Source organism: Streptomyces sp. NPDC001851 (assembly GCF_040297165.1).
Taxonomy (GTDB): domain Bacteria; phylum Actinomycetota; class Actinomycetes; order Streptomycetales; family Streptomycetaceae; genus Streptomyces.
On the sequence record NZ_JBEOYR010000013.1, the window covers coordinates 204,750 to 227,074 of the forward strand.

Below are 22,325 nucleotides of genomic sequence, written 5' to 3' on the forward strand. Positions count from 1 at the left end.
CCAACGGACCCGAAAGGGAAGCCCCATCATGCCTCAGCGCGCCCAGAACACGCCCGTCTGCCGCGACTGCGACGGCTTCGCCACCGTCCACATCACCACCGGCACCCGCCACCGCGACGGCACCCGCGCCACGCTCCGCGTCTCCTGCCCGACGTGCAAAGGCACCGGCCACACCGCCTCTGCCCCCGCCCTCGTCACGGCCGGGAGGTGACCGTCGTGGCCCTCCTCGACTGGCGCTCGTCCAAGCACTACGACCCCACCGGCGACAAGCCCTGCGTGATCTGCACCAAGCCCACCCCGCTGCGCTCCGACCGTGGCAAGCCCGTCCACAAGGTGTGCGCGGAGGCATGGATCGACGCCCACACCCCGAAGGAGGGCGAGAAGTGACCACCGCGCACCGGTCCCGCGTCCTCGACCTCTTCGCCGGCCCCGGCGGCTGGTCGGAGGGTCTGCGCGCCCTCGGCCTTCGGGACATCGGCATCGAGATCGACCCGGCCGTCTGCGCCACCCGCGCCGCCGCAGGACACACCACGATCCGCGCCGACGTCGCCACCTACCCCACCGCACCACTCCGCGGGAAGGCGTCCGGGCTGATTGGCTCCCCGCCCTGCCAGACGTTCAGCGCCGCCGGCCTGCGCGCCGGTAACGACGACCTTCCCCTGTGCCACCAGGCCTTGGACGACCTCGCCTGCGGACACGACACCCGCGAACGACTGCGGACCGCCTGCACCGACCCGCGCTCCCTGCTCGTCGTCGAACCGCTCCGCTACGCCCTCGACCTGCACCCGGACTGGATCGCCCTGGAAGAAGTCCCCGCGGTACTCCCGCTGTTCGAACACACCGCGCATCTGCTGGCTGGCGTCGGCTACTCGACGTGGACCGGCATCCTCAACGCTGCCGACTTCGGCCTCCCTCAGACCCGCCGACGGGCCTTCCTGGTCGCCTCCCGCATCCGCCCGGCGCTGCCCCCGGAGCCGACCCACGCCGATGGGGGCAGCCCTGCCGACCTCTTCGGCGACGGCCTTCCGCCGTGGCGGACCATGCTCGATGTCCTGGGCTGCCCGCCCGGCGTCGTCATCACTCGCGGGAACCACACCACCGGTGGCAGCCGCTTCCCGACCACCGGCCCGTCCTGGGCGGTCACCGGGCGCGCTCGCTCCTGGTTGCTCAAGGTCGGCAACCGCCCGGCGGCGACCCGCCGGCGCCTCGACCAGCCCGCTCCGACCCTCCTGTTCGGCAAGGCTCTCAACGACGTCTCCTGGATCGACTCCGAGGGCACCCCGATTCGCCGTCTCGCTGTCGAAGAGGCCGCTGTCCTCCAGGGCTTCCGTGCCGACTACCCGTGGGCCGGCTCCCGCACCAAACAGTTCGAGCAGATCGGCAACGCCGTCCCGGCACCCCTTGCCACCGCCGTCCTGGGCTCCCTGGCCCCGACCGCGCTGGAGGTGGCCGCGTGACCGACACCGCCACCATGGCGGGCCTGGACCCGACCACCCTCGCCGACGTGCTGAGGCTGGCCGGGTCCACCGGCTTCGACCGCCTTCAAGAACAGCTCCGCCGCACCGGCGGCTGCTCCGACCCGATCCACCTGACCGGGGCCACCGTCACCCGCGACCGCGCCACCGGGCAGGTCCTGCACTCCTACTCCACGGACAGCGAACCCGGCGGACGGCTCCGCCTGGCCTGCGGAAACCGCCGCGCCTCCCGCTGCCCGTCCTGCGCCTGGACCTACGCGGGCGACACCTACCACCTCATCCGCGCCGGACTCGTCGGCGACCCCGACAAGGGCACCCCGCACACCATCCGAGATCACCCCCGCGTCTTCGCCACCCTCACCGCGCCGTCGTTCGGCCCGGTCCACAACCGGCCCGGTAACGGGCCCTGCCGCTGCGGCACCCGTCACGCGGAGGACGCTCCCGAACTCGGCACCCCGCTCGACCCGGACACCTACGACTACGCGGGCGCCGTGCTGTGGAACAACCACGCCTCCGACCTGTGGCGTTACTTCACGATCTACCTGCGCCGCGAGATCGCCCGCCGGGCTGGACTCACGCAGAAGGCTGCTCGCGAACAGTCCCGCGTCTCCTTCGGCAAGGTCGCCGAGTACCAGAAGCGCGGTGCCGTCCACTTCCATGCCGTGATCCGCTTCGACGGCCCCGACGGACCCGACAGCCCGCCGCCAGCCTGGGCCACCCTCGACCTCCTCACCGACGCCATCCGCGCCGCAGCCGACCCGGAACGTTTGGCGGTCCACATCGACCCGGCCGGCGACCAACCGGCTCGCACCCTCACATGGGGCGAGCAGCTCGACGTGCGCCCGATCCGCGCCTTCGGTGACGGCGAGGAGATCACCGAACAGGCCGTGGCCTCCTACGTAGCCAAGTACGCCACCAAGGCAGCCGAGACCACCGGCACTGTGGATCGCCGTATCGGCAACAAAGAGGCCCTCGCGCTGCTCGGCGTGCCCGACCACCCCGCCCGGCTCATCGCCGCGTGCCTCGACCTGCACGCCCTCTACCCGGACCGGAAGCTCCGGGACTGGGCTCACATGCTCGGCTTCCGGGGCCACTTCTCCACCAAGTCTCGCCGCTACTCCACCACCCTGGGCGCCCTCCGCCAGGTCCGCGCCGACTACCGCGCGGCCCAACAGCGCGCCGCTCTGGGCTTGCCCGATCTCGGCGACGAGACGGAGGCAACCACGCTCACCCTCGCCCACTGGACCTACGCCGGCCACGGCCACACCCCCGGTGAGTCCTGGCTCGCCGCCAACATCCGCCGCGACATCCAGCACAAGCGCGAGATCGCCCGCGAGGAACTACCCGCCCTGCTCGCCTCGGAAGGAGCGCACAACCATGAATGAGCGGTACCTCAGCGTTGACCAGGTGGCCGAAGTGCTCGGCACCACCGTGCGCTTTCCTCGGCGCTTGATCGAAGAGCGGCGGATCACCTACGTGAAGGTGGGCCGGCACGTGCGCATCCCCGAGAGCGCCGTACGAGAATTCATCGATGCCAACACGGTGCAGCCTCGTCGGTCCAACCTGGGGAAGGCTGCCTGATGGCTGGTAAGCGTCGACAGTTCGGCCGCGTCCGCAAGCTCCCGTCCGGCCGCTACCAGGCGCGCTACGTCGGCCCTGACGGACTTCTCCGACCTGCTCCGGAAACCTTCCGCACGAAGAAGGACGCGGACGACTGGCTTGCCGACAAGCAGACCGAGATGCGGCGCGGCGACTGGCACGACCCGGACGCCGGAAAGGTGCGGTTCGGCGAGTACGCCGCTGCCTGGATCAAGGAACGGGAGCTGACCGCGACCACGCGCCAGCTCTACGGCTCGTTGCTGCGACACCATCTCGAACCGGCCTTCGGTGCCGTCAACGTCGCCGAGATCTCGCCTCCGCTGGTGCGACGCTGGCGCGCTGACAAGCTCGCTGCCGGCACTGGCCCCACGACCGTCGCCAAGGCGTACGCCCTGCTGCGCGCGATCATGGGGACGGCCGTCGCAGACCAGATGATCAGGCGCAACCCGTGCACGATCAAGGGTGCCAGCGTCGTACACACTCCTGAGCGGCCCACCGCGACCGTGCAGGAGGTCTACGACCTCGCTGACGCGATCCAGCCGCGTTACCGCGCTCTCGTGCTCATGGCCGGCTTCCTGGGCCTGCGCTGGGGTGAGCTCATTGGCCTGCACCGCCGGGACATCGACCTCGACCAGGGCACCGTACGCGTCCGTCGTGCTGTCGCTGAGCTGTTCAACGGGCAGCGTGAGATCAAGGCGCCCAAGAGCGCTGCGGGCAAGCGCACGGTGTCCATCCCGGCCGCGATCATCCCGGATGTCCGCGATCACCTGAAGCGGTACGCCGAAACGGGGGCGGACGGTCGTGTCTTCGTCGGGGCCAAGGGTGCGACTCCGCGCCGGAACCACTTCAACCGGCTGTGGCACAAGGCCTGCGACGATGCCGGGATCAAGGGCCTGCACTTCCATGATCTTCGGCACACCGGCAACACCCTCGCCGCTTCCACCGGAGCGAGCACGCGGGAGCTGATGACGCGCATGGGCCACAGCACCGCCCGCGCCGCGCTGATCTACCAGCACGCCAGCGCCGGCCGTGACCGGCTGATCGCCGACGCTGTGAGCAACCTTGTCAGCAAGGGTCGTAAGACGAAGCAGGAGGCGAAGAAGAAGCAAGATCGAAAACCGGAGGGGCACGCGGGGGACACGGCGGACTGATCCGGACCCCCGGAAACGATCAGGGCCAAGCGGAGGATTGATCCTCTGACCTGGCCCTGAGTCGTACAGAGCGGGCGACGGGAATCGAACCCGCGTAGCTAGTTTGGAAGACTAGGGCTCTACCATTGAGCTACGCCCGCAACAGTGCGCCGCAGGTCCGTGACCGCAGCACTGGAGGCATCGTAGCGGGTCGCCCGCCGCCGAGGCCAACGAGTTGGTTCCGGAGCCGTCGCGCGCGCCGTCTCCGGGAATCCGGCCGACGTAATCGTCCCGGGCATGTACCCTACGTGTCGCACCAGACGGGGTGTGGCGCAGCTTGGTAGCGCGTCCGCTTTGGGAGCGGAAGGCCGTGGGTTCAAATCCCGCCACCCCGACCACCTGCCCACGCATCTGCTCACGGCGCCGTGATGATCGCCTTTTGGGGCGCTGACCCGCTGCGGTTACTATGCAAGCTGCGCGCCCGTGTGACCCGGCCCTCACGGCCTACGTACTCCTCCGGGCGGCGAATCCGCCGGACCAGTCTGGCTCCGGCAGAACCCAAGAAGTCAGCCACAAGGAGACCGAACCGTGAAGAGCGCCGTGGAGACCCTGAACCCGACCCGGGTTCGGCTCACTGTCGAGGTGCCCTTCGAGGAGCTCAAGGACAGCCTCGACGCGGCGTACAAGAAGATCAACCAGCAGGTCACGGTGAAGGGCTTCCGCAAGGGCAAGATCCCGGCCCGCGTCATCGACCAGCGGTTCGGCCGCGGTGCGGTGCTGGAGGAGGCCGTCAACGACGCGCTGCCGAAGTTCTACACCGAAGCGGTCAACGAGGCCGAGCTGAGCCCGCTGGGCCAGCCCGACGTCGACATCACCGAGCTGAAGGACGGCGAGACGCTGAACTTCACCGCCGAGGTCGACGTCCGCCCGGCCCTGGAGATCCCGGACTACTCCGGGATCGAGGTCGAGGTCGACGCCGTCGAGGTCACCGACGAGGACGTCGAGAAGTCGGTCGAGCAGCTGCGCGAGCGCTTCGCCTCCACCTCCCCGGTCGAGCGCGCCGCCGAGGACGGCGACGTCGTCACCATCGACCTGGAGGCCAAGGTCGACGGCGAGGTGCTGGAGGACGGCATCGCCAACGGCGTCTCCTACACCATCGGCTCCGGCGAGCTGCTGGACGGCATCGACGACGCCGTCAAGGGCCTGTCCGCCGGCGAGGAGGCCACCTTCACCTCCGAGCTGAAGGGCGGCTCCGCCGCGGGCAAGGAGGCCGAGGTCACCGTCAAGGTCACCCAGGTCGCCGCCCGTGAACTGCCCGAGCTGGACGACGACTTCGCGCAGCTCGCCTCCGAGTTCGACACCCTGGACGAGCTCAAGGCCGACAGCCGCAAGCGCCTCGCGAACATGAAGCAGTTCGACCAGGCCACCCAGGCGCAGGAGCGCGTCCTGGAGAAGCTCCTGGAGCTGGTCGAGGTCCCGGTCCCCGAGAAGCTGCTTGAGGACGAGATCAACACCCGCAAGCACAACCTGGAGCACCACCAGCTCGGCCAGATGGGCCTCACCCTCGACAAGTACCTGGAGATCCAGGGCAAGACCGCCGAGGAGTTCGACACCGAGACCCGCGAGGCCGCGGTCAAGGGCATCAAGACCCAGTTCGTCCTCGACGAGCTGGTCAAGAAGGAGAACCTCAACGTCAACCAGGAGGAGCTCACCGAGCACCTCATGCGGCGTGCGGCCTCCTCCGGCATGTCCCCCGACCAGTTCGCCCAGGCCGTCGTCGAGGGCGGCCAGGTGCCGCTCCTGGTCGGCGAGGTCGCCCGCGGCAAGGCCCTGGCCGTCGTGGTCGAGGCCGCCACGGTGAAGGACACCAACGGCGAGATCGTCGACCTGGACGACGAGGAGGAGGAGACCGAGGCCGCCGAGGCGTCGGAGACCTCCGAGGAGAACACCGAGGGCTGAGCAGCCCTGCGGCGCCGCTGAGGCGCGTACAACGGGCCCTGGGGACCACCCCGGGGCCCGTTTGCCGTATGCGGGGTGGCAGCCGGCCTGAAGGGGCGCGGGGAACTGCGCGAGCGACCACGGACTCCCCGCAGCCGCCCACGCACCGCACGCGCCACCGCGAGCAGGCTCCCGGTGCCCGGCGGAGCCGCTACGCCCCCGGCGAACACCCCCATCTCCGGGATTCGCCGAAGGGACCCTCGCGTTAGGGTCCATGAAAGGCAGAACAATGAGACGGCCCGGCGCCGTCGTAAGACGAGCAGGTGGATACGTGACGAATCTGATGCCCTCCGCCGCCGGCGAGCCTTCCATCGGTGGTGGCCTCGGCGACCAGGTCTACAACCGGCTGCTCGGCGAGCGGATCATCTTCCTCGGCCAGCAGGTCGACGACGACATCGCCAACAAGATCACCGCGCAGCTGCTGCTCCTCGCCGCCGATCCTGACAAGGACATCTACCTCTACATCAACAGCCCCGGCGGCTCGGTGACGGCCGGCATGGCGATCTACGACACCATGCAGTACATCCCGAACGACGTGGTCACGATCGGCATGGGCATGGCGGCCTCGATGGGCCAGTTCCTGCTCACGGGCGGCACCGCCGGCAAGCGGTTCTCCCTGCCGCACACGGACATCATGATGCACCAGGGCTCCGCGGGCCTGGGCGGTACGGTCTCGGACATCAAGATCCAGGCCCAGTACCTGCTGCGCACCAAGAAGACCATGACCGAGCTGACCGCGCGGCACTCCGGCCAGTCGGTCGAGACGATCCTCCGCGACGCCGACCGCGACCGCTGGTTCACCCCGGAAGAGGCCAAGGAGTACGGTCTCATTGACGAGATCATCACGAACGCCTCGGGTGTTCCGGGAGGCGGCGGCACCGGTGCCTGACCGGCCCGGCCACGCCACGCACCGCCACCACCCCAGCCCCCAGAACGCCACCAGGACGGTGAACCCCATGAGCAACTTCCCCGGCGCCGCCAGCGGCAGGTACGAAGGGCCCCGCCCCGAAAGCCGCTACGTCATCCCGCGCTTCGTCGAGCGCACCTCCCAGGGCATCCGCGAGTACGACCCGTACGCGAAGCTCTTCGAGGAGCGCGTGATCTTCCTGGGCGTCCAGATCGACGACGCCTCCGCCAACGACGTCATGGCACAGCTGCTGTGCCTGGAGTCGATGGACCCGGACCGGGACATCTCGATCTACATCAACAGCCCTGGCGGCGACATGACCGCCCTGACGGCGATCTACGACACGATGCAGTTCGTGAAGCCCGACATCCAGACGGTCTGCATGGGCCAGGCGGCCTCCGCCGCGGCCATCCTGCTCGCCGCCGGTACGCCCGGCAAGCGCATGGCGCTGCCGAACTCGCGCGTGCTGATCCACCAGCCGGCCGGCTCCACCGGCCGCGGCCAGCTCTCCGACCTGGAGATCATCGCCAACGAGTTCACCCGGATGCGTGAGCAGCTGGAGGACATGCTGGCCAAGCACTCGAACCAGCCGATCGAGAAGATCCGCGAGGACATCGAGCGCGACAAGATCCTCACGGCCGAGGAGGCGCTGGAGTACGGCCTCGTCGACCAGATCATCTCCACCCGCAAGCTGAACAACGCCGCGGTCCGCTGACGCGGAGCGGCACGCTCTTTGCCCCTCTTGGCACGGTGCACGTCAAAGTGAACCCTGCCAAGGGGGGCCCGAACACCGGGCCCGGCAAGGTACCGTCGGACATAAGGCAGCACCAGGAGCCGCTGGATTCGAAAGCGTCCAGTCGTCTCCCAGGCGAAGGGGAAGCACACCGTGGCACGCATCGGTGACGGCGGCGATCTGCTCAAGTGCTCGTTCTGCGGCAAGAGCCAGAAGCAGGTCAAGAAGCTCATCGCAGGGCCCGGTGTGTACATCTGCGACGAGTGCATCGATCTCTGCAACGAGATCATCGAGGAGGAGCTCGCCGAGACGAGCGAGGTGCGCTGGGAGGAGCTCCCGAAGCCCCGCGAGATCTACGAGTTCCTGGAGGGCTACGTAGTCGGCCAGGAAGCGGCGAAGAAAGCTCTCTCCGTCGCGGTGTACAACCACTACAAGCGGGTCCAGGCGGGCGAGAACGGCGGCCCGAGCGGCCGTGACGACGCCATCGAGCTCGCGAAGTCCAACATCCTCCTGCTGGGCCCCACGGGCTCCGGCAAGACCCTCCTCGCGCAGACCCTGGCACGCATGCTGAACGTGCCCTTCGCGATCGCCGACGCGACGGCGCTCACGGAGGCGGGCTACGTCGGCGAGGACGTCGAGAACATCCTCCTGAAACTGATCCAGGCGGCGGACTACGACGTCAAGAAGGCCGAGACCGGGATCATCTACATCGACGAGATCGACAAGGTGGCGCGCAAGAGCGAGAACCCGTCGATCACCCGCGACGTCTCGGGCGAGGGCGTCCAGCAGGCCCTGCTCAAGATCCTCGAAGGCACCACGGCGTCGGTCCCGCCCCAGGGCGGCCGCAAGCACCCCCACCAGGAGTTCATCCAGATCGACACGACGAACGTCCTGTTCATCGTGGGCGGTGCCTTCGCCGGTCTGGAGAAGATCATCGAGGCCCGCGCGGGTGCCAAGGGCATCGGCTTCGGCGCGACGATCCTCTCCAAGCGCGAGCTGGAGGCGAAGGACGTCTTCGAGGACGTCATGCCGGAGGACCTGGTCAAGTTCGGCATGATCCCCGAGTTCATCGGCCGCCTCCCGGTGATCACCTCGGTCCACAACCTGGACCGCGAGGCCCTGCTCAAGATCCTGGTGGAGCCCCGCAACGCGCTCGTCAAGCAGTACGAGCGCCTCTTCGAACTCGACGGCGTGGAGCTGGACTTCGAACGCGAGGCCCTCGAAGCCATCGCCGACCAGGCCATCCTCCGCCAGACCGGCGCCCGAGGCCTCCGCGCCATCATGGAGGAAGTCCTCCAGGGCGTGATGTACGAGGTCCCCTCCCGCAAGGACGTGGCCCGCGTGGTCATCACCGCCGACGTGGTCCTCTCCAACGTCAACCCGACGCTGATCCCACGGGACGCGCGGGGGCGGGGGTCGGGGGAGCAGAAGTCGGCGTAACGCACAGGACAGCGGAAAGGGGCCCCGGTCGGCAGACCGGGGCCCCTTCGCCGCTCAGGGGAGCGCGTCAGGCCGGGACACGCACGTCGTTGCGGAGCTTGGCCGCCAAGTCCGCCGTGTCGTTGATCGTGCCGCCGTCACCGGAGGCGAGCATGGCAACGCTGAACCTCGTGACCCGGGCGATCGTGCTGTGGTCCGCCCAGATGCAGACCGGCGCCTTGATCGTCTTCGCCGCCTTGCTGGACGACGCCGACGGGCTGGTGTTGTCGAGCTGGATCACCTGGCACTTCATGATGCCGTTGGAGAAGCCGGACGGGGTGACCGTCTCGGGGCTGCCGATGAGCTTGCCCTTCACGTCGGAGTCGCTCTGGTCCTTCTCCGACTCCGCCTTGGCCTTGGCGAAGACGGCGTCGAGGACCGCTGCGGGATCGTCGATGGTGCCGTAGACACCGCTGAAGGTGAACCCGTTCGCGGTGAGCCCTGTGCCGCTCTTGTACGTACCGCTGACGCCCTGGGGGTTCTTGACGCCGGCCTTCTCGAAGTCCTTCAGGTCGGACGAGCTGACCTTCTCACCGGACGAGTTCGCGTCCTTCGTGTACGTGCCGTTGATCACCGTGGCCGGCGCCGTCAGCTTGTGCGGCCCGTCGTCCGTCACACCGCCGCCGTTCCCGCTGAAGAGGAAGTACGCCCCCACCGCCACGGCCGCCACCACGGCCACCGCGCCGATGATCACGCCCGTCTTCTTCTTGCCCCCACCGGCCTGCGGCGGCTGCGGCACGCCGTAGGGCTGCTGGCCGTAGGGCCCCGGCTGCTGGCCGTACGGGTTCGGCTGCGGCGGCATGCCCTGCTGCGGGTAGCCGTACCCGGGCTGCGGCGGGACCGGCGGCGCCTGCTGGGGGTAGCCGTAGCCAGGCTGCGGAGCCTGCGGCTGCTGGCCGTACGGCCCCGGCTGGCCGTACGGTCCAGGCTGCCCCGGCTGGCCGTACGGACCCGGCTGCTGGGGCGGCCCGCCGTACGGGCCCGGCTGGTTGTTGCTCATCTCTGGGTTCCCCTCCAGATCCTTATGCGTTCCGAACATCCTGTCCCAGGCCCGGGAAGCGCATGGCACCGGGGGCCGCACCGTTACAGAACAAACGCGTTTCGGGACCACCCCGTGACACCTCTAAACTGACCCCCGTGACCGAGAACGCTCAGCAGCAGCCACCCGCGCCCGACCCCGAACTGCCGACCCAGTACGCGCCGGCCGATGTAGAGGGGCCGCTGTACGAGCGCTGGGTAGAGCGCGGTTACTTCGAGGCGGACGAGAAGAGCGACAAGCCGCCGTACACGATCGTCATCCCGCCGCCGAACGTCACGGGCAGCCTGCACCTGGGCCACGCCTTCGAGCACACCCTCATCGACGCGCTGACCCGCCGTAAGCGCATGCAGGGCTACGAGACGCTGTGGCAGCCGGGCATGGACCACGCCGGTATCGCCACGCAGAACGTCGTCGAGCGCGAGCTGGGCAAGGAGGGCAAGTCCCGGCACGATCTCGGCCGCGAGGCCTTCGTCGAGCGCGTCTGGCAGTGGAAGGCCGAGTCCGGCGGGCAGATCAGCGGACAGATGCGCCGCCTCGGTGACGGCGTCGCCTGGTCGCGTGAGCGGTTCACCATGGACGAGGGGCTCTCCCAGGCCGTCCAGACCATCTTCAAGCGCCTCTACGACGACGAGCTGATCTACCGCGCCGAGCGCATCATCAACTGGTGCCCGCGCTGTCTGACGGCCATCTCGGACATCGAGGTCGAGTACCAGGACGACGACGGCGAGCTGGTCTCGCTGAAGTACGGCGAGGGCGACGAGGCGGTCGTCGTCGCCACCACCCGTGCCGAGACCATGCTCGGTGACACCGCCGTCGCCGTCCACCCCGACGACGAGCGCTACAAGCACCTCGTCGGCAAGCTCATCAGGCTCCCGCTGACCGACCGCTCCATCCCGGTCGTCGCGGACACCCACGTCGACCCCGAGTTCGGCACCGGCGCCGTCAAGGTCACCCCGGCCCACGACCCGAACGACTTCGAGATCGGCCAGCGGCACGGCCTGCCCTCCATCACCGTGATGGACGAGCACGCCGTCATCACCGTCCACGGCCCCTTCCAGGGCATGGACCGCCTGGAGGCCCGCTCGGCGATCGTCGCCGCGCTGCGCGCCGAGGGCCGGATCGTCGCCGAGAAGCGGCCGTACGTCCACTCCGTCGGCCACTGCTCGCGCTGCAAGACCACCATCGAGCCGCGCCTGTCGATGCAGTGGTGGGTCAAGGTCGGCCCGCTGGCGAAGGCGGCCGGCGACGCCGTCCGCGACGGCAAGGTCAAGATCCATCCGCAGGAGATGGAGAAGCGGTACTTCGACTGGGTCGACAACCTCCACGACTGGTGCATCTCGCGCCAGCTGTGGTGGGGTCACCGGATCCCGGTCTGGTACGGCCCCAACGGGGAAGTCGTGTGCGTCGGGCCCGACGACGAGGCTCCCACCGGTGAGGGCTGGCACCAGGACACCGACGTCCTCGACACCTGGTTCTCCTCCGGCCTGTGGCCGTTCTCGACGCTCGGCTGGCCGGAACAGACCGAGTCGCTCGCGAAGTTCTACCCGAACTCCGTCCTGGTCACCGGCTACGACATCCTCTTCTTCTGGGTCGCCCGGATGATGATGTTCGGCCTGTACGCGATGGACGGCACCCCGCCGTTCCACACCATCGCCCTGCACGGCATGGTCCGCGACCAGTTCGGCAAGAAGATGTCGAAGTCCTTCGGGAACGCCGTCAACCCCCTTGACTGGATGGACAAGTACGGCAGCGACGCCCTCCGCTTCACCCTCGCCCGCGGCGCCAACCCCGGCGTCGACGTCCCGATCGGCGAGGACTGGGTCCAGGGCTCCCGCAACTTCGCCAACAAGATCTGGAACGCCACCCGTTTCGCCCTGATGAACGGCGCGACGGTTCAGGGCCCGCTGCCGGACCCGTCCGCGATGTCGGCGACGGACCGCTGGATCCTCTCCCGCCTGAACTCGGTCGTCGCCGAAGTCGACGCCCACTACGACGACTTCCAGTTCGCCAAGCTGTCGGACACCCTCTTCCACTTCGCGTGGGACGAGGTCTTCGACTGGTACGTCGAGCTGTCCAAGACGGTCTTCATGGCGGGCGGCGAGCCGGCGGAGGTCTCGAAGCGCGTCCTCGGCGAGGTCCTGGACGTCACCCTCAGGCTCCTCCACCCGGTGGTCCCGTTCGTCACCGAGACCCTCTGGACGACCCTCACCGGCGGCGAGTCGGTCGTCATCGCCGAGTGGCCCAAGGACAGCGGCTTCCGGGACCGGGCGGCCGAGAAGGAGATCGAGGCCCTCCAGTCGGTCATCACCGAGGTCCGCCGCTTCCGCGCCGACCAGGGTCTGCAGCCGGGTCAGCGCGTCCCGGCCCGCCTGACGCTCGACGGTACGGCCCTCGCCCCGCACGAGGCCGCCATCCGCCAGCTGCTCCGCCTCCAGCCGGAGGGTGAGTCCTTCACGGCCACGGCCACCCTGCCCGTCGCCGGCGCCGAGGTCGCCCTCGACCTCTCCGGCACGATCGACGTGGCCGCCGAGCGCAAGCGCCTGGCCAAGGACCTCGCCGCCGCCGAGAAGGAGAAGGCCCAGGCCACGGCCAAGCTCGGCAACGAGGCGTTCCTGGCCAAGGCCCCGGAGAACGTGGTGGACAAGATCCGCACGCGGCTCTCCAAGGCCGAGGAGGACATCGCCCGCATCACGGCCCAGCTGGAGAAGCTGCCGCCGGCGTAAGGGTTCGTACGGAGGTGAGGCCCCCGGTGCGTGGGACGCGCCGGGGGCCTTGCCGGCCTCGGGGACCCGGCCATGGCGCGCAGCCACCCCGAACCGGCCCGTTGTCACCGCCGCTCCGTAGACTGGCCCTGTGAGCGACCACCCCGGCACCAGCGACACCCCCGACCCCCTCGACAGCTTCGACGAGATCATCGAAGCCGAGACCACCCGCGACCCCGACCTCGCGGTGATCGAGGCCGGCAGCCGAACCCTGCGCACCCAGGGCGGGCAGCCGTACGCCGACGTGCCCGCGCGGCCGGAGGACCCGGAGGTCGACAAGGCCCTGCGCGAGGTGGAGGCGGAGCTGGCCTCCCGTTGGGGCGAGACCAAGCTGGAGCCCTCGGTCAGCCGCATCTCCGCGCTGATGGACGTGCTCGGCGAGCCCCAGCGCTCGTACCCCTCGATCCACATCACGGGCACCAACGGCAAGACCTCCACCGCCCGCATGATCGAGGCCCTGCTCGGCGCCTTCGAGCTGCGCACCGGCCGCTACACCAGCCCGCACGTGCAGTCGGTCACCGAGCGGATCAGCCTGGACGGCGCGCCTGTCTCCGCCGAGCGCTTCATCGAGACCTACCGCGACATCAAGCCGTACGTCGAGATGGTGGACGGGCAGCAGGAGTACCGCCTCTCCTTCTTCGAGGTCCTCACCGGCATGGCGTACGCCGCGTTCGCGGACGCCCCGGTCGACGTGGCCGTCGTGGAGGTGGGCATGGGCGGCTCCTGGGACGCGACCAACGTCATCGACGGTGACGTCGCCGTGATCACCCCCATCGACCTGGACCACACCGACCGCCTGGGCGGGACGCCGGCCGAGATCGCCGGTGAGAAGAGCGGCATCATCAAGCAGGACGCCACGGTGATCCTGGCGCAGCAGCCGGTGGACGCGGCGCAGGTGCTGCTGAAGAAGGCCGTCGAGGTGGACGCCACGGTGGCCCGCGAGGGGCTGGAGTTCGGGGTCGTCGACCGGCAGATCGCGGTCGGCGGGCAGCTGCTCACGCTGCGCGGCCTCGGCGGCGAGTACACCGAGGTGTATCTCCCGCTGCACGGCGCCCACCAGGCGCACAACGCCGCCGTGGCGCTCGCCGCGGTCGAGGCGTTCTTCGGCGTCGGCGCGCAGCGCGCGGAACCGCTGGACATCGACACCGTGCGGAAGGCCTTCGCGGCGGTGTCCTCGCCGGGGCGCCTGGAGGTCGTACGGCGGTCCCCGACGATCGTGCTGGACGCCGCGCACAACCCGGCGGGCGCCCGCGCCACCGCCGAGGCCGTCCAGGAGGCGTTCGACTTCAGCCGGCTGATCGGTGTCGTGGGCGCGAGCGGCGACAAGAACGTGCGGGGTCTGCTGGAGGCCTTCGAGCCGATCTTCGCGGAGGTCGTCGTCACGCAGAACTCCACCCCGCGGGCCATGGACGCGGACGAGCTGGCCGCGATCGCGGTCGAGGTGTTCGGCGAGGAGCGGGTGCAGGTCGAGCCGCGGCTGCCGGACGCCCTGGAGGCCGCGATCACGCTGGCCGAGGAGGAGGGCGAGTTCTCCGGCGGTGGCGTGCTGGTCACCGGTTCCGTCATCACCGTCGGCGAGGCCCGGCTGCTGCTGGGGAAGGGCTGAGGATCGTAGATGCGTACGCTCTGTGCGTCGACGCTGATCGGCGAGTTCTTCGTCATCGGGTTCGCGGGGCTCGTCGCCATGAAGGACCCGAGCCTGTCCATGTCCACGGTGTGGCTGGTCAGCGGTATCGCCATGCTGCTGAGCGTGCTGCTGTGCGGCATGGTGACCCGGCCCGGCGGGGTGGCCCTCGGCTGGGCCCTGCAGATCGCGCTGATCGCCTCCGGTGTCTTCGTCCCGACCATGTATTTCATGGGTGCGGTGTTCGCGGCGCTGTGGTGGGCGTCGGTGCACTTCGGCAGAAAGGTGGACGAGGCGAAGGCCAGATTCGCCGCGCAGGCGGAGTCCGGCTCCTCCACAGCTGACGCTGCGTAACGGGCGCCCCGACACGCCCTGTAACCTCGTCCCACCGCAGACGTCAGTCAAAGGAGTCCTCCCGTGAGCCAGCGCACCCTCGTCCTCCTCAAGCCCGACGCCGTCCGTCGAGGCCTGACCGGCGAGATCATCAGCCGGATCGAGCGCAAGGCGGGCTGGCAGATCACCGCGCTGGAGCTGCGCACCCTGGACCAGGAGACCCTGGAGCAGCACTACGGCGAGCACAAGGGCAAGCCCTTCTACGAGCCGCTGGTCGAGTTCATGTCCTCCGGTCCGGTCGTCGCGCTGATCGTCGAGGGCGAGCGGGTCATCGAGGGCGTGCGCGCGCTCGCCGGCCCGACCGACCCGATCGCCGCGGCGCCCGGTTCCATCCGCGGCGACTACGGCGTGATCGTCCGCGAGAACCTGATCCACGCCTCGGACTCCGAGGAGTCCGCCGAGCGCGAGGTGAAGATCTTCTTCCCCGGCCGGGCGTGAACTGCGGCTGTCTGAGTTTTCGGTAATTTTTCTGACGGCGCGTCAGGTCCGCCCGATGGCGCCCGGCCAGGGACGGCCGTACATTTCCGGCCGTCCCTTGGCATATGCCTTACCGATCGGGGGAACGCGTGCCTCCGTTGGACCGTCTCCACAAGCGGGGCGGGCCGCCATCTGGTGACAATGGCGGAGACCCTCGCGCAGTGTCCGTGCAGGCGCGTTTACGATGGAAGCCTTCACGTCACAGCACCCGCCTCGCCGTCCTGACATGCCCTCAAAGCTCGGGAAGGCCAGATGAATCCGGATGGGGAACTCAATGTCGTTCATCGGCCGTGACATGGCTGTCGACCTCGGGACCGCCAACACGCTGGTGTACGTCAGGGGTCGTGGAATCGTGCTCAACGAGCCGTCCGTCGTCGCGATCAACACCAACACGGGTGGGATCCTCGCGGTCGGTGCCGAAGCGAAGAAGATGATCGGCCGGACGCCGGGCAACATCGTGGCCGTCCGCCCGCTGAAGGACGGCGTGATCGCCGACTTCGAGATCACCGAGCGGATGCTCCGCTACTTCATCCTGAAGATCCACAAGCGGCGTTACCTCGCCCGTCCGCGGGTCGTCGTCTGTGTGCCCTCGGGCATCACGGGCGTCGAGCGCCGCGCCGTGATCGAGGCGTCCTCCCAGGCCGGTGCCCGCCAGGTGCACATCATCGAGGAGCCCATGGCCGCGGCCATCGGCTCCGGTCTGCCGGTCCACGAGGCCACCGGCAACATGGTGGTGGACATCGGCGGCGGCACCACGGAGGTCGCGGTCATCTCGCTCGGCGGCATCGTCACCGCGCAGTCCATCCGGGTCGCGGGCGACGAACTGGACAACGCGATCATCCAGTACATCAAGAAGGAGTACAGCCTTCTGCTGGGTGAGCGCACGGCCGAGCAGATCAAGATCACGATCGGTTCGGCGTACGACCTCGACGCCGACGAGCACACCGAAGTCCGCGGCCGGGACCTGGTCTCCGGGCTGCCGAAGACGGTCGTGATCTCGGCCGCCGAGGTCCGCAAGGCGATCGAGGAGCCGGTCAACGCGATCGTGGACGCGGTCAAGACGACGCTCGACAAGTGCCCGCCGGAGCTGTCCGGCGACATCATGGACCGAGGAATCGTTCTGACCGGCGGCGGAGCCCTGCTGCGCGGACTCGACGAGCGGCTGCGGCGGGAGACCGGCATGCCGATCCACATCGCCGAGGACCCGCTGGACAGCGTCGCGCTCGGCTCCGGCAAGTGCGTCGAGGAGTTCGAGGCGCTGCAGCAGGTCCTGGACGCCCAGCCGCGCAGATGACATAACACTTCGATTCCGCCGTACGAGACGTTCTCCGCTCGTGCGGCGGATCGTTGATGAGAGGCATAAGCTCCCACAAATGGCCCCTCGGGCTTGCGTTTCGCGTATCGCGCCCGCAAAGGGGCTCCCGAATTCCTATTGAGGAAGGGCACGGCCGCCGCACGTGAGGGACACGAAAGAGAGCCGGCTGCTCCTGGTCCTGCTGGTTGCCATCGCATTCGCGCTGATCACGGTGGATATCCGCGGGGGCAGGAACTCCCCGGTCGACGGTGCCCGGCAGGCCGCGGCCGCGGTGTTCGGCCCGGTCGAGAACGGGCTGTCCTCGGCGGTCGACCCGGTCGGCAACGCGGTCTCGGCGATCCGGGACTCCGGCAGCCGGCACGACCGGCTCGCCACCCTGGAGAAGGAGAACGCGGCCCTCAAGGCGAAGCTCGGCAGCGACGACCGCAACCGCAGCCGCCTGAACCAGCTCGACAGGATGCTGAAGATCGCCGGCGAGGGCCAGTACGGCATCAAGGGCGCCCAGGTCATCGCCATAGGAGCGGCGCAGGGCTTCTCCTGGACCATCACCATCGACGCCGGTGCCAACGACGGCATCAAGCGCGACATGACCGTGCTCAACGGCGACGGGCTCGTCGGCCGGGTCACCACGGTCGGCCCCGACACCTCCACCGTGCTGCTCGCCAACGACCCCGACTTCACCGTCGGCACCCGCATGGAGGGCAGCGACGAACTCGGCTTCGCCTCCGGGCAGGGCGACCGCCCACTGCGCGTGGAACTGCTCAACGGCAAGGCGGAGGTGAGGAAGGGCGACCGGCTCGTCACCTTCGGCTCGGAGGCCGACCGGCCGTTCGTGCCGGGCGTGCCGGTCGGCGTGGTCTCCCGCGTCGAACCCTCCAACGGCGGCCTCACCCGCACCATCTACGTCACCCCGTACGTCGGCTTCACCAAGCTCGACATCGTCGGTGTGGTCGTCCAGGCCCCGAAGAAGGACCCGCGCGACGAGGTCCTGCCGGCCAAGCCCAAGCCGGTTCCGACGCCGACGGTGACGGTCACCGTCAACCCGTCCGCCGACGCGACCGCCAACGACCAGCAGCAGTAGGAGCTGAATCCCCATGCGTGTCAACCGGATCCTGCTCTCCTCCGCGCTGGTCGTCGTGGCCCTGGTGATCCAGGTGAGCGTCCTCGCCCGCCTGCACCTGCCGGGCGCCGTCCCCGACCTGCTGCTGCTCACCGTCCTCGGCCTCGCCATGGTCTACGGCCATGTCGGCGGCGCCCTCGTCGGCTTCGGCGCCGGCCTGCTCGCCGACCTCGCCCCGCCCGCCGACCACGCGGCCGGCCGCTACGCCCTCGTGCTGTGCGTCACCGGCTACTTCGCCGGGCTCATCAGGCCGGAGAACGGCCGCCTGAAGTCGGCGAGCGGCCCGATGGCCGTCGTGGTCGCCGCCGCCATCGGCTCCACCCTGCTGTACGCGGGCGTCGGCGCGCTGGTCGGGGACACCGCCGCCCGCCATGTCGGCCTGCCCGGACTGCTGTTCTCGGCGGCCCTGTACGACCTGCTGCTCGCCCCGTTCGTGGTCCCAGCGATCATGTGGCTGGCCCGCCGCTCCGACAACGACCCGCTCGCCGAGACCGGCCCGGCCACCAAGTCCGGCGACATCTCCGCCGGCTGGCTCTCCTCCGGCACCGGCCTGCGCATCGGCAGCCAGCGCGGCGGCCTGGGCGCGCTGAAGGCCAAGGCCCGCACCCGCTCCGCGCGGGTCAGCCGGATCAAGGGGGTCAAGCGGCTGTGAGTGCCCACGAGTTCACTCGAACGGGTCAGCTTTCACGGAACGGCGGCTCACCGGCCGGTCGTTCATCATTCGTACGCGTACTCGCCTGTGCGCACTGAGAGGGGGAGACAGCCGCAGTGACCAACATCCCCGAGACCGGCCGGACCCCACGGGTCCAGATCCGGCTCGTCGTGATCCAGATCCTCGTCCTCTCCCTCCTCGGCACGCTCGGCGGCCGGCTCTGGTACCTGCAGATCCGCCAGGGCGCCCAGTACCAGAAGGAGGCCTCCGGCAACCACGTCCAGCAGGTCGTCGACCCCGCCGTGCGCGGCGACATCCTGGACGCCCGCGGCGTGCCCCTCGCCGACAACGAGACCCGCCTGGTCGTCTCCGCCTCCCGCACCGACCTGCTCAAGCAGAAGGACGACGGCAAGGCGGTCCTGACCAAGCTGGCCGGCATCCTCGGCATAAAGCCCGCGGAGGTCATCCAGAAGGTCCGGCTGTGCGACGCCAAGACCCCCCAGCCGTGCTGGAACGGCTCGCCGTACCAGCCGATCCCGATCACCGACGAGGCCACGCCCAAGCAGGCCCTGCAGATCCGCGAGCGCTCCGAGGACTTCCCCGGCATCACCGCCGAGCCCGAGGCCGTGCGGCGCTACCCGGGGCCGGGCAAGGCCAACACCGCGCAGGTGCTCGGCTATCTCTCGCCCGTCACCGACGCCGAGATCCAGAAGGCCAAGGACACCGACTCGCCCTATCTGCGCTCCGACATGGTCGGCCGCTCCGGCCTGGAGCGGCAGTACGACAAGGAGCTGCGCGGCAAGGCCGGCGTCACCCGCTACGAGGTGGACAACCTCGGCCGGGTCATCGGCAAGGCCAAGTCGGACGCCGCCGAGCCCGGTTCGAACCTGGTCACCAGCATCGACTCCCGCGTGCAGCGCGTCGCCGAGTACGAACTGGACAAGGCGATGAAGGCCGCCCGCACGCAGTACGACAAGATCACCGGCGAGAACTACAAGGCCGACTCCGGCGCCGTCATCGTCATGGAGGCCAAGACCGGCCGCATCGTCGCGATGGCCTCGGCACCGACCTACGACCCGAACGTGTGGGTGGGCGGCATCTCCGCCAAGGACTACAAGGCCCTCACCGGCAAGGACTCCGACTACCCGCTGCTCAACCGGGCCATACAGGGTCAGGCCGCACCCGGCTCCACCTTCAAGGTGGTCTCCACGGCCGCCGCGGTCAACGCCGGCTACGCCTGGGACGGCGGCTACCCCTGCACCAGCTCCTACTCCGTCGGCGGCCAGGTCTTCAAGAACTTCGAGGGCGAGAACTTCGGCGACATCTCCCTCGGCCGCGCCCTGGAGGTCTCCTGCGACACCGTCTTCTACGGCCTCGCCGACAGGGAGTGGAAGAGGGACGGAGGCATCAACCCCAGGAAGGGCCAGCCGAAGGACTACTTCTTCAAGACCGCCCACCAGTTCGGCCTCGGCAAGGAGACCGGCATCGACCTCCCCAACGAGGTCAGCGGCCGTGTCCCCGACCGCCAGTGGAAGCTCGACTACTGGAAGGCCAACAAGGACGCCTGGTGCAAGAGCGGCAAGAAGGACGGCTCCTACGTCGAGAAGATCGCCTACGAGAACTGCCTCGAAGGCAACAAGATGCGCGAGGGTGACGAGATCAACTACTCCATCGGCCAGGGCGACACCCTCGTCACGCCGATCCAGGAGGCGATGATCTACGGCGCGGTCGCCAACGGCGGCACCGAGTACTACCCGACCATCGGCAAGGCGATCATCAGCGCCGACGGCAGGACCGTCCAGGAGATCAAGCCCAGGGTGCAGCGCAAGCTGCCCGTCAGCCAGGCCACCCTCAAGGGCATGGACGACGCCTTCGCGGGCGTCATCACCCGAGGTACCGCCGCGTGGAAGTTCGGCGGCTGGCCGCAGAACAAGATCCCGCTGCACGGCAAGACCGGTACGGCGGAGGTCTACGGCAAGCAGACCACAGGCTGGCTGGCCACGTACTCCAAGGACTACTCGGTGATCATGACGATCTCCCAGGCCGGTACCGGTTCCGGTTCCGCCGGTGAGGCCGTGCGCAACATCTACAGCGCGCTCTACGGCGTCCAGGGCGACGGCTCCATCGACACGAAGAAGGCGCTGCTGCCCACGCCGCAGAAGGGCCTGCCGAAGGTCCGCAAGGACGGCACGATCATCACCCCCAAGGTCACCGGCGACCCCGCCGAGGACGCCGAGAAGGCCCAGCAGGACAACCCCAGCAACGGGGACGACCAGCAGCCCGCCACCTCGCCCTCGCCCACCACCCGCAACCGCAACACCCGCAGACGGCCACGCGGGACTCGCGCGGGGGGAAGCCGGAGGATGCCCTCATGACCGGCGCGAACGGCTTCTCCGTCTCCGGGTACGGGCCCGAGCGGGCCGGCTGGACCAGGATCTTCGCCCGCGACTCGCTCGCCCGCCGGCTCGACTGGCCGATCCTGTTCGCGGCCACCGGGCTGTCCCTGCTCGGCTCCCTGCTGGTGTACTCCGCGACCCGCAACCGCACCGAGATCAACCAGGGCGACCCGTACTACTTCCTGATCCGGCACCTGATGAACCTCGGCATCGGGCTCGCCCTGATGATCGGCACGATCTGGCTCGGCCACCGCGCCCTGCGCAACGCCGTGCCGATCCTCTACGGCATCTCGCTGTTCGGGGTGCTGCTGGTGCTCACCCCGCTCGGCGCCACCATCAACGGCAGCCGCAACTGGATCGTGTTCGGCGGCGGCTTCTCGCTCCAGCCCGCCGAGTTCGTGAAGATCACGATCATCCTGGGCATGGCGATGATACTGGCGGCCCGGGTCGACGCCGGGGACAAGCCGTACCCCGACCACCGCACGGTCGTGCAGTCACTCGGCCTGGCGGCCGTGCCGATCCTGATCGTGCTGCTCATGCCCGACCTCGGCACGGTCCTGGCCATGGTGTCCATCATCCTGGGCGTGCTGCTCGCCTCCGGCGCCTCCAACCGCTGGATCTTCGGCCTGCTCATCGCCGGTGTGATGGGCTGTGTCGCCATCTGGCAGCTGCACATCCTGGACGAGTACCAGATCAACCGCTTCGCCGCCTTCGCCAACCCGGACCTGGACCCCGCGGGCGTCGGCTACAACACCAACCAGGCCCGTATCGCCATCGGCTCCGGCGGCCTGACCGGCGCCGGCCTCTTCCACGGCTCGCAGACCACCGGCCAGTTCGTGCCCGAGCAGCAGACGGACTTCGTCTTCACGGTCGCGGGGGAAGAGCTGGGCTTCCTCGGCGCGGGCTTCATCATCTTCCTGCTCGGCGTGGTCCTCTGGCGCGCCTGCCGCATCGCCCGTGACTCCACCGAGCTGTACGGGACGATCGTGGCCGCCGGGATCGTCGCCTGGTTCGCCTTCCAGTCCTTCGAGAACATCGGCATGACCCTCGGCATCATGCCGGTCACCGGCCTGCCCCTGCCGTTCGTGTCCTACGGCGGCTCGTCGATGTTCGCGGTCTGGGTGGCCGTGGGACTGCTGCAGTCGATCAAGGTACAGAGACCGATGTCGGCGTAGGCCTCCGGCGGTTCGGCCGCGACCTCGACGGTGTCCGACCGGGTGGATGAC

20 protein-coding genes and 2 tRNA genes are annotated in these 22,325 nt (G+C 69.2%); 20 read left to right on the top strand and 2 right to left on the bottom strand.

Features of this window, described 5'->3' with window-relative positions; genetic code table 11:
* Positions 1-28 precede the first annotated feature (28 nt).
* The 6 genes from ABT171_RS21065 to ABT171_RS21090 are packed head-to-tail and all read left to right on the top strand — an operon-like array spanning position 29 to position 4,225.
* Positions 29-211, top strand: a complete 183-nt coding sequence (locus ABT171_RS21065; protein WP_351245931.1) for a hypothetical protein — start codon at positions 29-31, stop codon at positions 209-211.
* A gap of 5 nt (positions 212-216) precedes the next feature.
* Positions 217-387 carry a hypothetical protein gene (locus ABT171_RS21070; protein WP_351245933.1) on the top strand — a complete coding sequence of 57 codons (171 nt, stop codon included), beginning with the start codon at positions 217-219 and terminating at the stop codon, positions 385-387.
* Positions 384-1,457 (top strand): DNA cytosine methyltransferase, encoded by a 1,074-nt coding sequence (locus ABT171_RS21075; protein WP_351245935.1) that lies wholly within the window; start codon positions 384-386, stop codon positions 1,455-1,457. Before ABT171_RS21070 ends, ABT171_RS21075 begins: the two co-directional genes overlap by 4 nt.
* Positions 1,454-2,860 (top strand): replication initiator protein RepSA, encoded by a 1,407-nt coding sequence (gene repSA / locus ABT171_RS21080; RefSeq protein WP_351245937.1) that lies wholly within the window; start codon positions 1,454-1,456, stop codon positions 2,858-2,860. Before ABT171_RS21075 ends, repSA begins: the two co-directional genes overlap by 4 nt.
* On the top strand, positions 2,853-3,056 hold the full coding sequence (locus tag ABT171_RS21085) for a helix-turn-helix domain-containing protein (protein WP_351245939.1): 204 nt from the start codon (positions 2,853-2,855) through the stop codon (positions 3,054-3,056). The genes repSA and ABT171_RS21085 overlap by 8 nt, the downstream gene beginning before the upstream one ends.
* Complete coding sequence (locus ABT171_RS21090) at positions 3,056-4,225, top strand: tyrosine-type recombinase/integrase (protein ID WP_351245941.1); 1,170 nt, start codon at positions 3,056-3,058, stop codon at positions 4,223-4,225. Before ABT171_RS21085 ends, ABT171_RS21090 begins: the two co-directional genes overlap by 1 nt.
* Positions 4,226-4,294: 69 nt before the next feature.
* Here the strand turns inward: ABT171_RS21090 and ABT171_RS21095 are convergent.
* A tRNA-Gly gene (locus ABT171_RS21095) sits at positions 4,295-4,365 on the bottom strand.
* 160 nt (positions 4,366-4,525) lie between these two features.
* Here ABT171_RS21095 and ABT171_RS21100 point away from each other — a divergent pair.
* From ABT171_RS21100 to clpX, 5 genes are all read left to right on the top strand, one after another.
* A tRNA-Pro gene (locus tag ABT171_RS21100) sits at positions 4,526-4,602 on the top strand.
* Positions 4,603-4,792: 190 nt separating this feature from the next.
* Positions 4,793-6,163 (top strand): trigger factor, encoded by a 1,371-nt coding sequence (gene tig, locus ABT171_RS21105; protein ID WP_351245943.1) that lies wholly within the window; start codon positions 4,793-4,795, stop codon positions 6,161-6,163.
* A 322-nt stretch (positions 6,164-6,485) separates the two neighbouring features.
* Positions 6,486-7,091, top strand: coding sequence for an ATP-dependent Clp protease proteolytic subunit (locus tag ABT171_RS21110; protein WP_071384870.1), 606 nt, complete (start codon positions 6,486-6,488; stop codon positions 7,089-7,091).
* Positions 7,092-7,158: 67 nt separating this feature from the next.
* Positions 7,159-7,824 carry an ATP-dependent Clp protease proteolytic subunit gene (locus ABT171_RS21115; protein WP_351245945.1) on the top strand — a complete coding sequence of 222 codons (666 nt, stop codon included), beginning with the start codon at positions 7,159-7,161 and terminating at the stop codon, positions 7,822-7,824.
* A 171-nt stretch (positions 7,825-7,995) separates the two neighbouring features.
* Positions 7,996-9,282 (top strand): ATP-dependent Clp protease ATP-binding subunit ClpX, encoded by a 1,287-nt coding sequence (gene clpX / locus ABT171_RS21120; RefSeq protein ID WP_023550749.1) that lies wholly within the window; start codon positions 7,996-7,998, stop codon positions 9,280-9,282.
* Positions 9,283-9,349: 67 nt separating this feature from the next.
* Here clpX and ABT171_RS21125 read toward each other — a convergent pair whose 3' ends face one another.
* Positions 9,350-10,321 (bottom strand): hypothetical protein, encoded by a 972-nt coding sequence (locus tag ABT171_RS21125; RefSeq protein ID WP_351245948.1) that lies wholly within the window; start codon positions 10,319-10,321, stop codon positions 9,350-9,352.
* A 137-nt stretch (positions 10,322-10,458) separates the two neighbouring features.
* On the opposite strand from ABT171_RS21125, the gene ABT171_RS21130 reads away from it, so the two are divergent.
* The 9 genes from ABT171_RS21130 to rodA all read left to right on the top strand — a co-directional run bounded on the left by ABT171_RS21130 (position 10,459) and on the right by rodA (position 22,274).
* A complete protein-coding gene (locus tag ABT171_RS21130; protein WP_351245950.1) occupies positions 10,459-13,083 on the top strand; it encodes a valine--tRNA ligase in 2,625 nt (874 codons plus the stop codon).
* Between the two features lie 130 nt (positions 13,084-13,213).
* Positions 13,214-14,728, top strand: a complete 1,515-nt coding sequence (gene folC / locus ABT171_RS21135) for a bifunctional tetrahydrofolate synthase/dihydrofolate synthase (RefSeq protein WP_351245952.1) — start codon at positions 13,214-13,216, stop codon at positions 14,726-14,728.
* Positions 14,729-14,737: 9 nt separating this feature from the next.
* Positions 14,738-15,100 (top strand): DUF4233 domain-containing protein, encoded by a 363-nt coding sequence (locus ABT171_RS21140; protein ID WP_351245954.1) that lies wholly within the window; start codon positions 14,738-14,740, stop codon positions 15,098-15,100.
* A gap of 63 nt (positions 15,101-15,163) precedes the next feature.
* Positions 15,164-15,577, top strand: a complete 414-nt coding sequence (gene ndk, locus ABT171_RS21145; RefSeq protein WP_351245956.1) for a nucleoside-diphosphate kinase — start codon at positions 15,164-15,166, stop codon at positions 15,575-15,577.
* A gap of 313 nt (positions 15,578-15,890) precedes the next feature.
* Positions 15,891-16,910 (top strand): rod shape-determining protein, encoded by a 1,020-nt coding sequence (locus ABT171_RS21150; protein ID WP_031158632.1) that lies wholly within the window; start codon positions 15,891-15,893, stop codon positions 16,908-16,910.
* A gap of 163 nt (positions 16,911-17,073) precedes the next feature.
* Positions 17,074-18,012 carry a rod shape-determining protein MreC gene (gene mreC, locus ABT171_RS21155; protein WP_351245959.1) on the top strand — a complete coding sequence of 313 codons (939 nt, stop codon included), beginning with the start codon at positions 17,074-17,076 and terminating at the stop codon, positions 18,010-18,012.
* A gap of 13 nt (positions 18,013-18,025) precedes the next feature.
* A complete protein-coding gene (mreD, locus tag ABT171_RS21160; RefSeq protein ID WP_351245961.1) occupies positions 18,026-18,703 on the top strand; it encodes a rod shape-determining protein MreD in 678 nt (225 codons plus the stop codon).
* A gap of 116 nt (positions 18,704-18,819) precedes the next feature.
* Entirely contained in the window at positions 18,820-21,078 is a 2,259-nt protein-coding gene (gene mrdA / locus ABT171_RS21165) for a penicillin-binding protein 2 (protein ID WP_351245963.1), read from the top strand.
* A complete protein-coding gene (gene rodA, locus ABT171_RS21170) occupies positions 21,075-22,274 on the top strand; it encodes a rod shape-determining protein RodA (RefSeq protein ID WP_351245965.1) in 1,200 nt (399 codons plus the stop codon). Before mrdA ends, rodA begins: the two co-directional genes overlap by 4 nt.
* The last annotated feature ends 51 nt before the right edge of the window (positions 22,275-22,325 follow it).

Coding starts and splice junctions, on each gene's coding strand:
- ABT171_RS21065 (WP_351245931.1), top strand. CDS start 29: ATGCCTCAGCGCGCCCAGAACACGCCCGTCTGCCGCGACTGCGACGGC.
- ABT171_RS21085 (WP_351245939.1), top strand. CDS start 2,853: ATGAATGAGCGGTACCTCAGCGTTGACCAGGTGGCCGAAGTGCTCGGC.
- ABT171_RS21090 (WP_351245941.1), top strand. CDS start 3,056: ATGGCTGGTAAGCGTCGACAGTTCGGCCGCGTCCGCAAGCTCCCGTCC.
- ABT171_RS21110 (WP_071384870.1), top strand. CDS start 6,486: ATGCCCTCCGCCGCCGGCGAGCCTTCCATCGGTGGTGGCCTCGGCGAC.
- ABT171_RS21115 (WP_351245945.1), top strand. CDS start 7,159: ATGAGCAACTTCCCCGGCGCCGCCAGCGGCAGGTACGAAGGGCCCCGC.
- ABT171_RS21125 (WP_351245948.1), bottom strand. CDS start 10,321: ATGAGCAACAACCAGCCGGGCCCGTACGGCGGGCCGCCCCAGCAGCCG.
- ABT171_RS21140 (WP_351245954.1), top strand. CDS start 14,738: ATGCGTACGCTCTGTGCGTCGACGCTGATCGGCGAGTTCTTCGTCATC.
- ABT171_RS21150 (WP_031158632.1), top strand. CDS start 15,891: ATGTCGTTCATCGGCCGTGACATGGCTGTCGACCTCGGGACCGCCAAC.
- mreD (WP_351245961.1), top strand. CDS start 18,026: ATGCGTGTCAACCGGATCCTGCTCTCCTCCGCGCTGGTCGTCGTGGCC.
- rodA (WP_351245965.1), top strand. CDS start 21,075: ATGACCGGCGCGAACGGCTTCTCCGTCTCCGGGTACGGGCCCGAGCGG.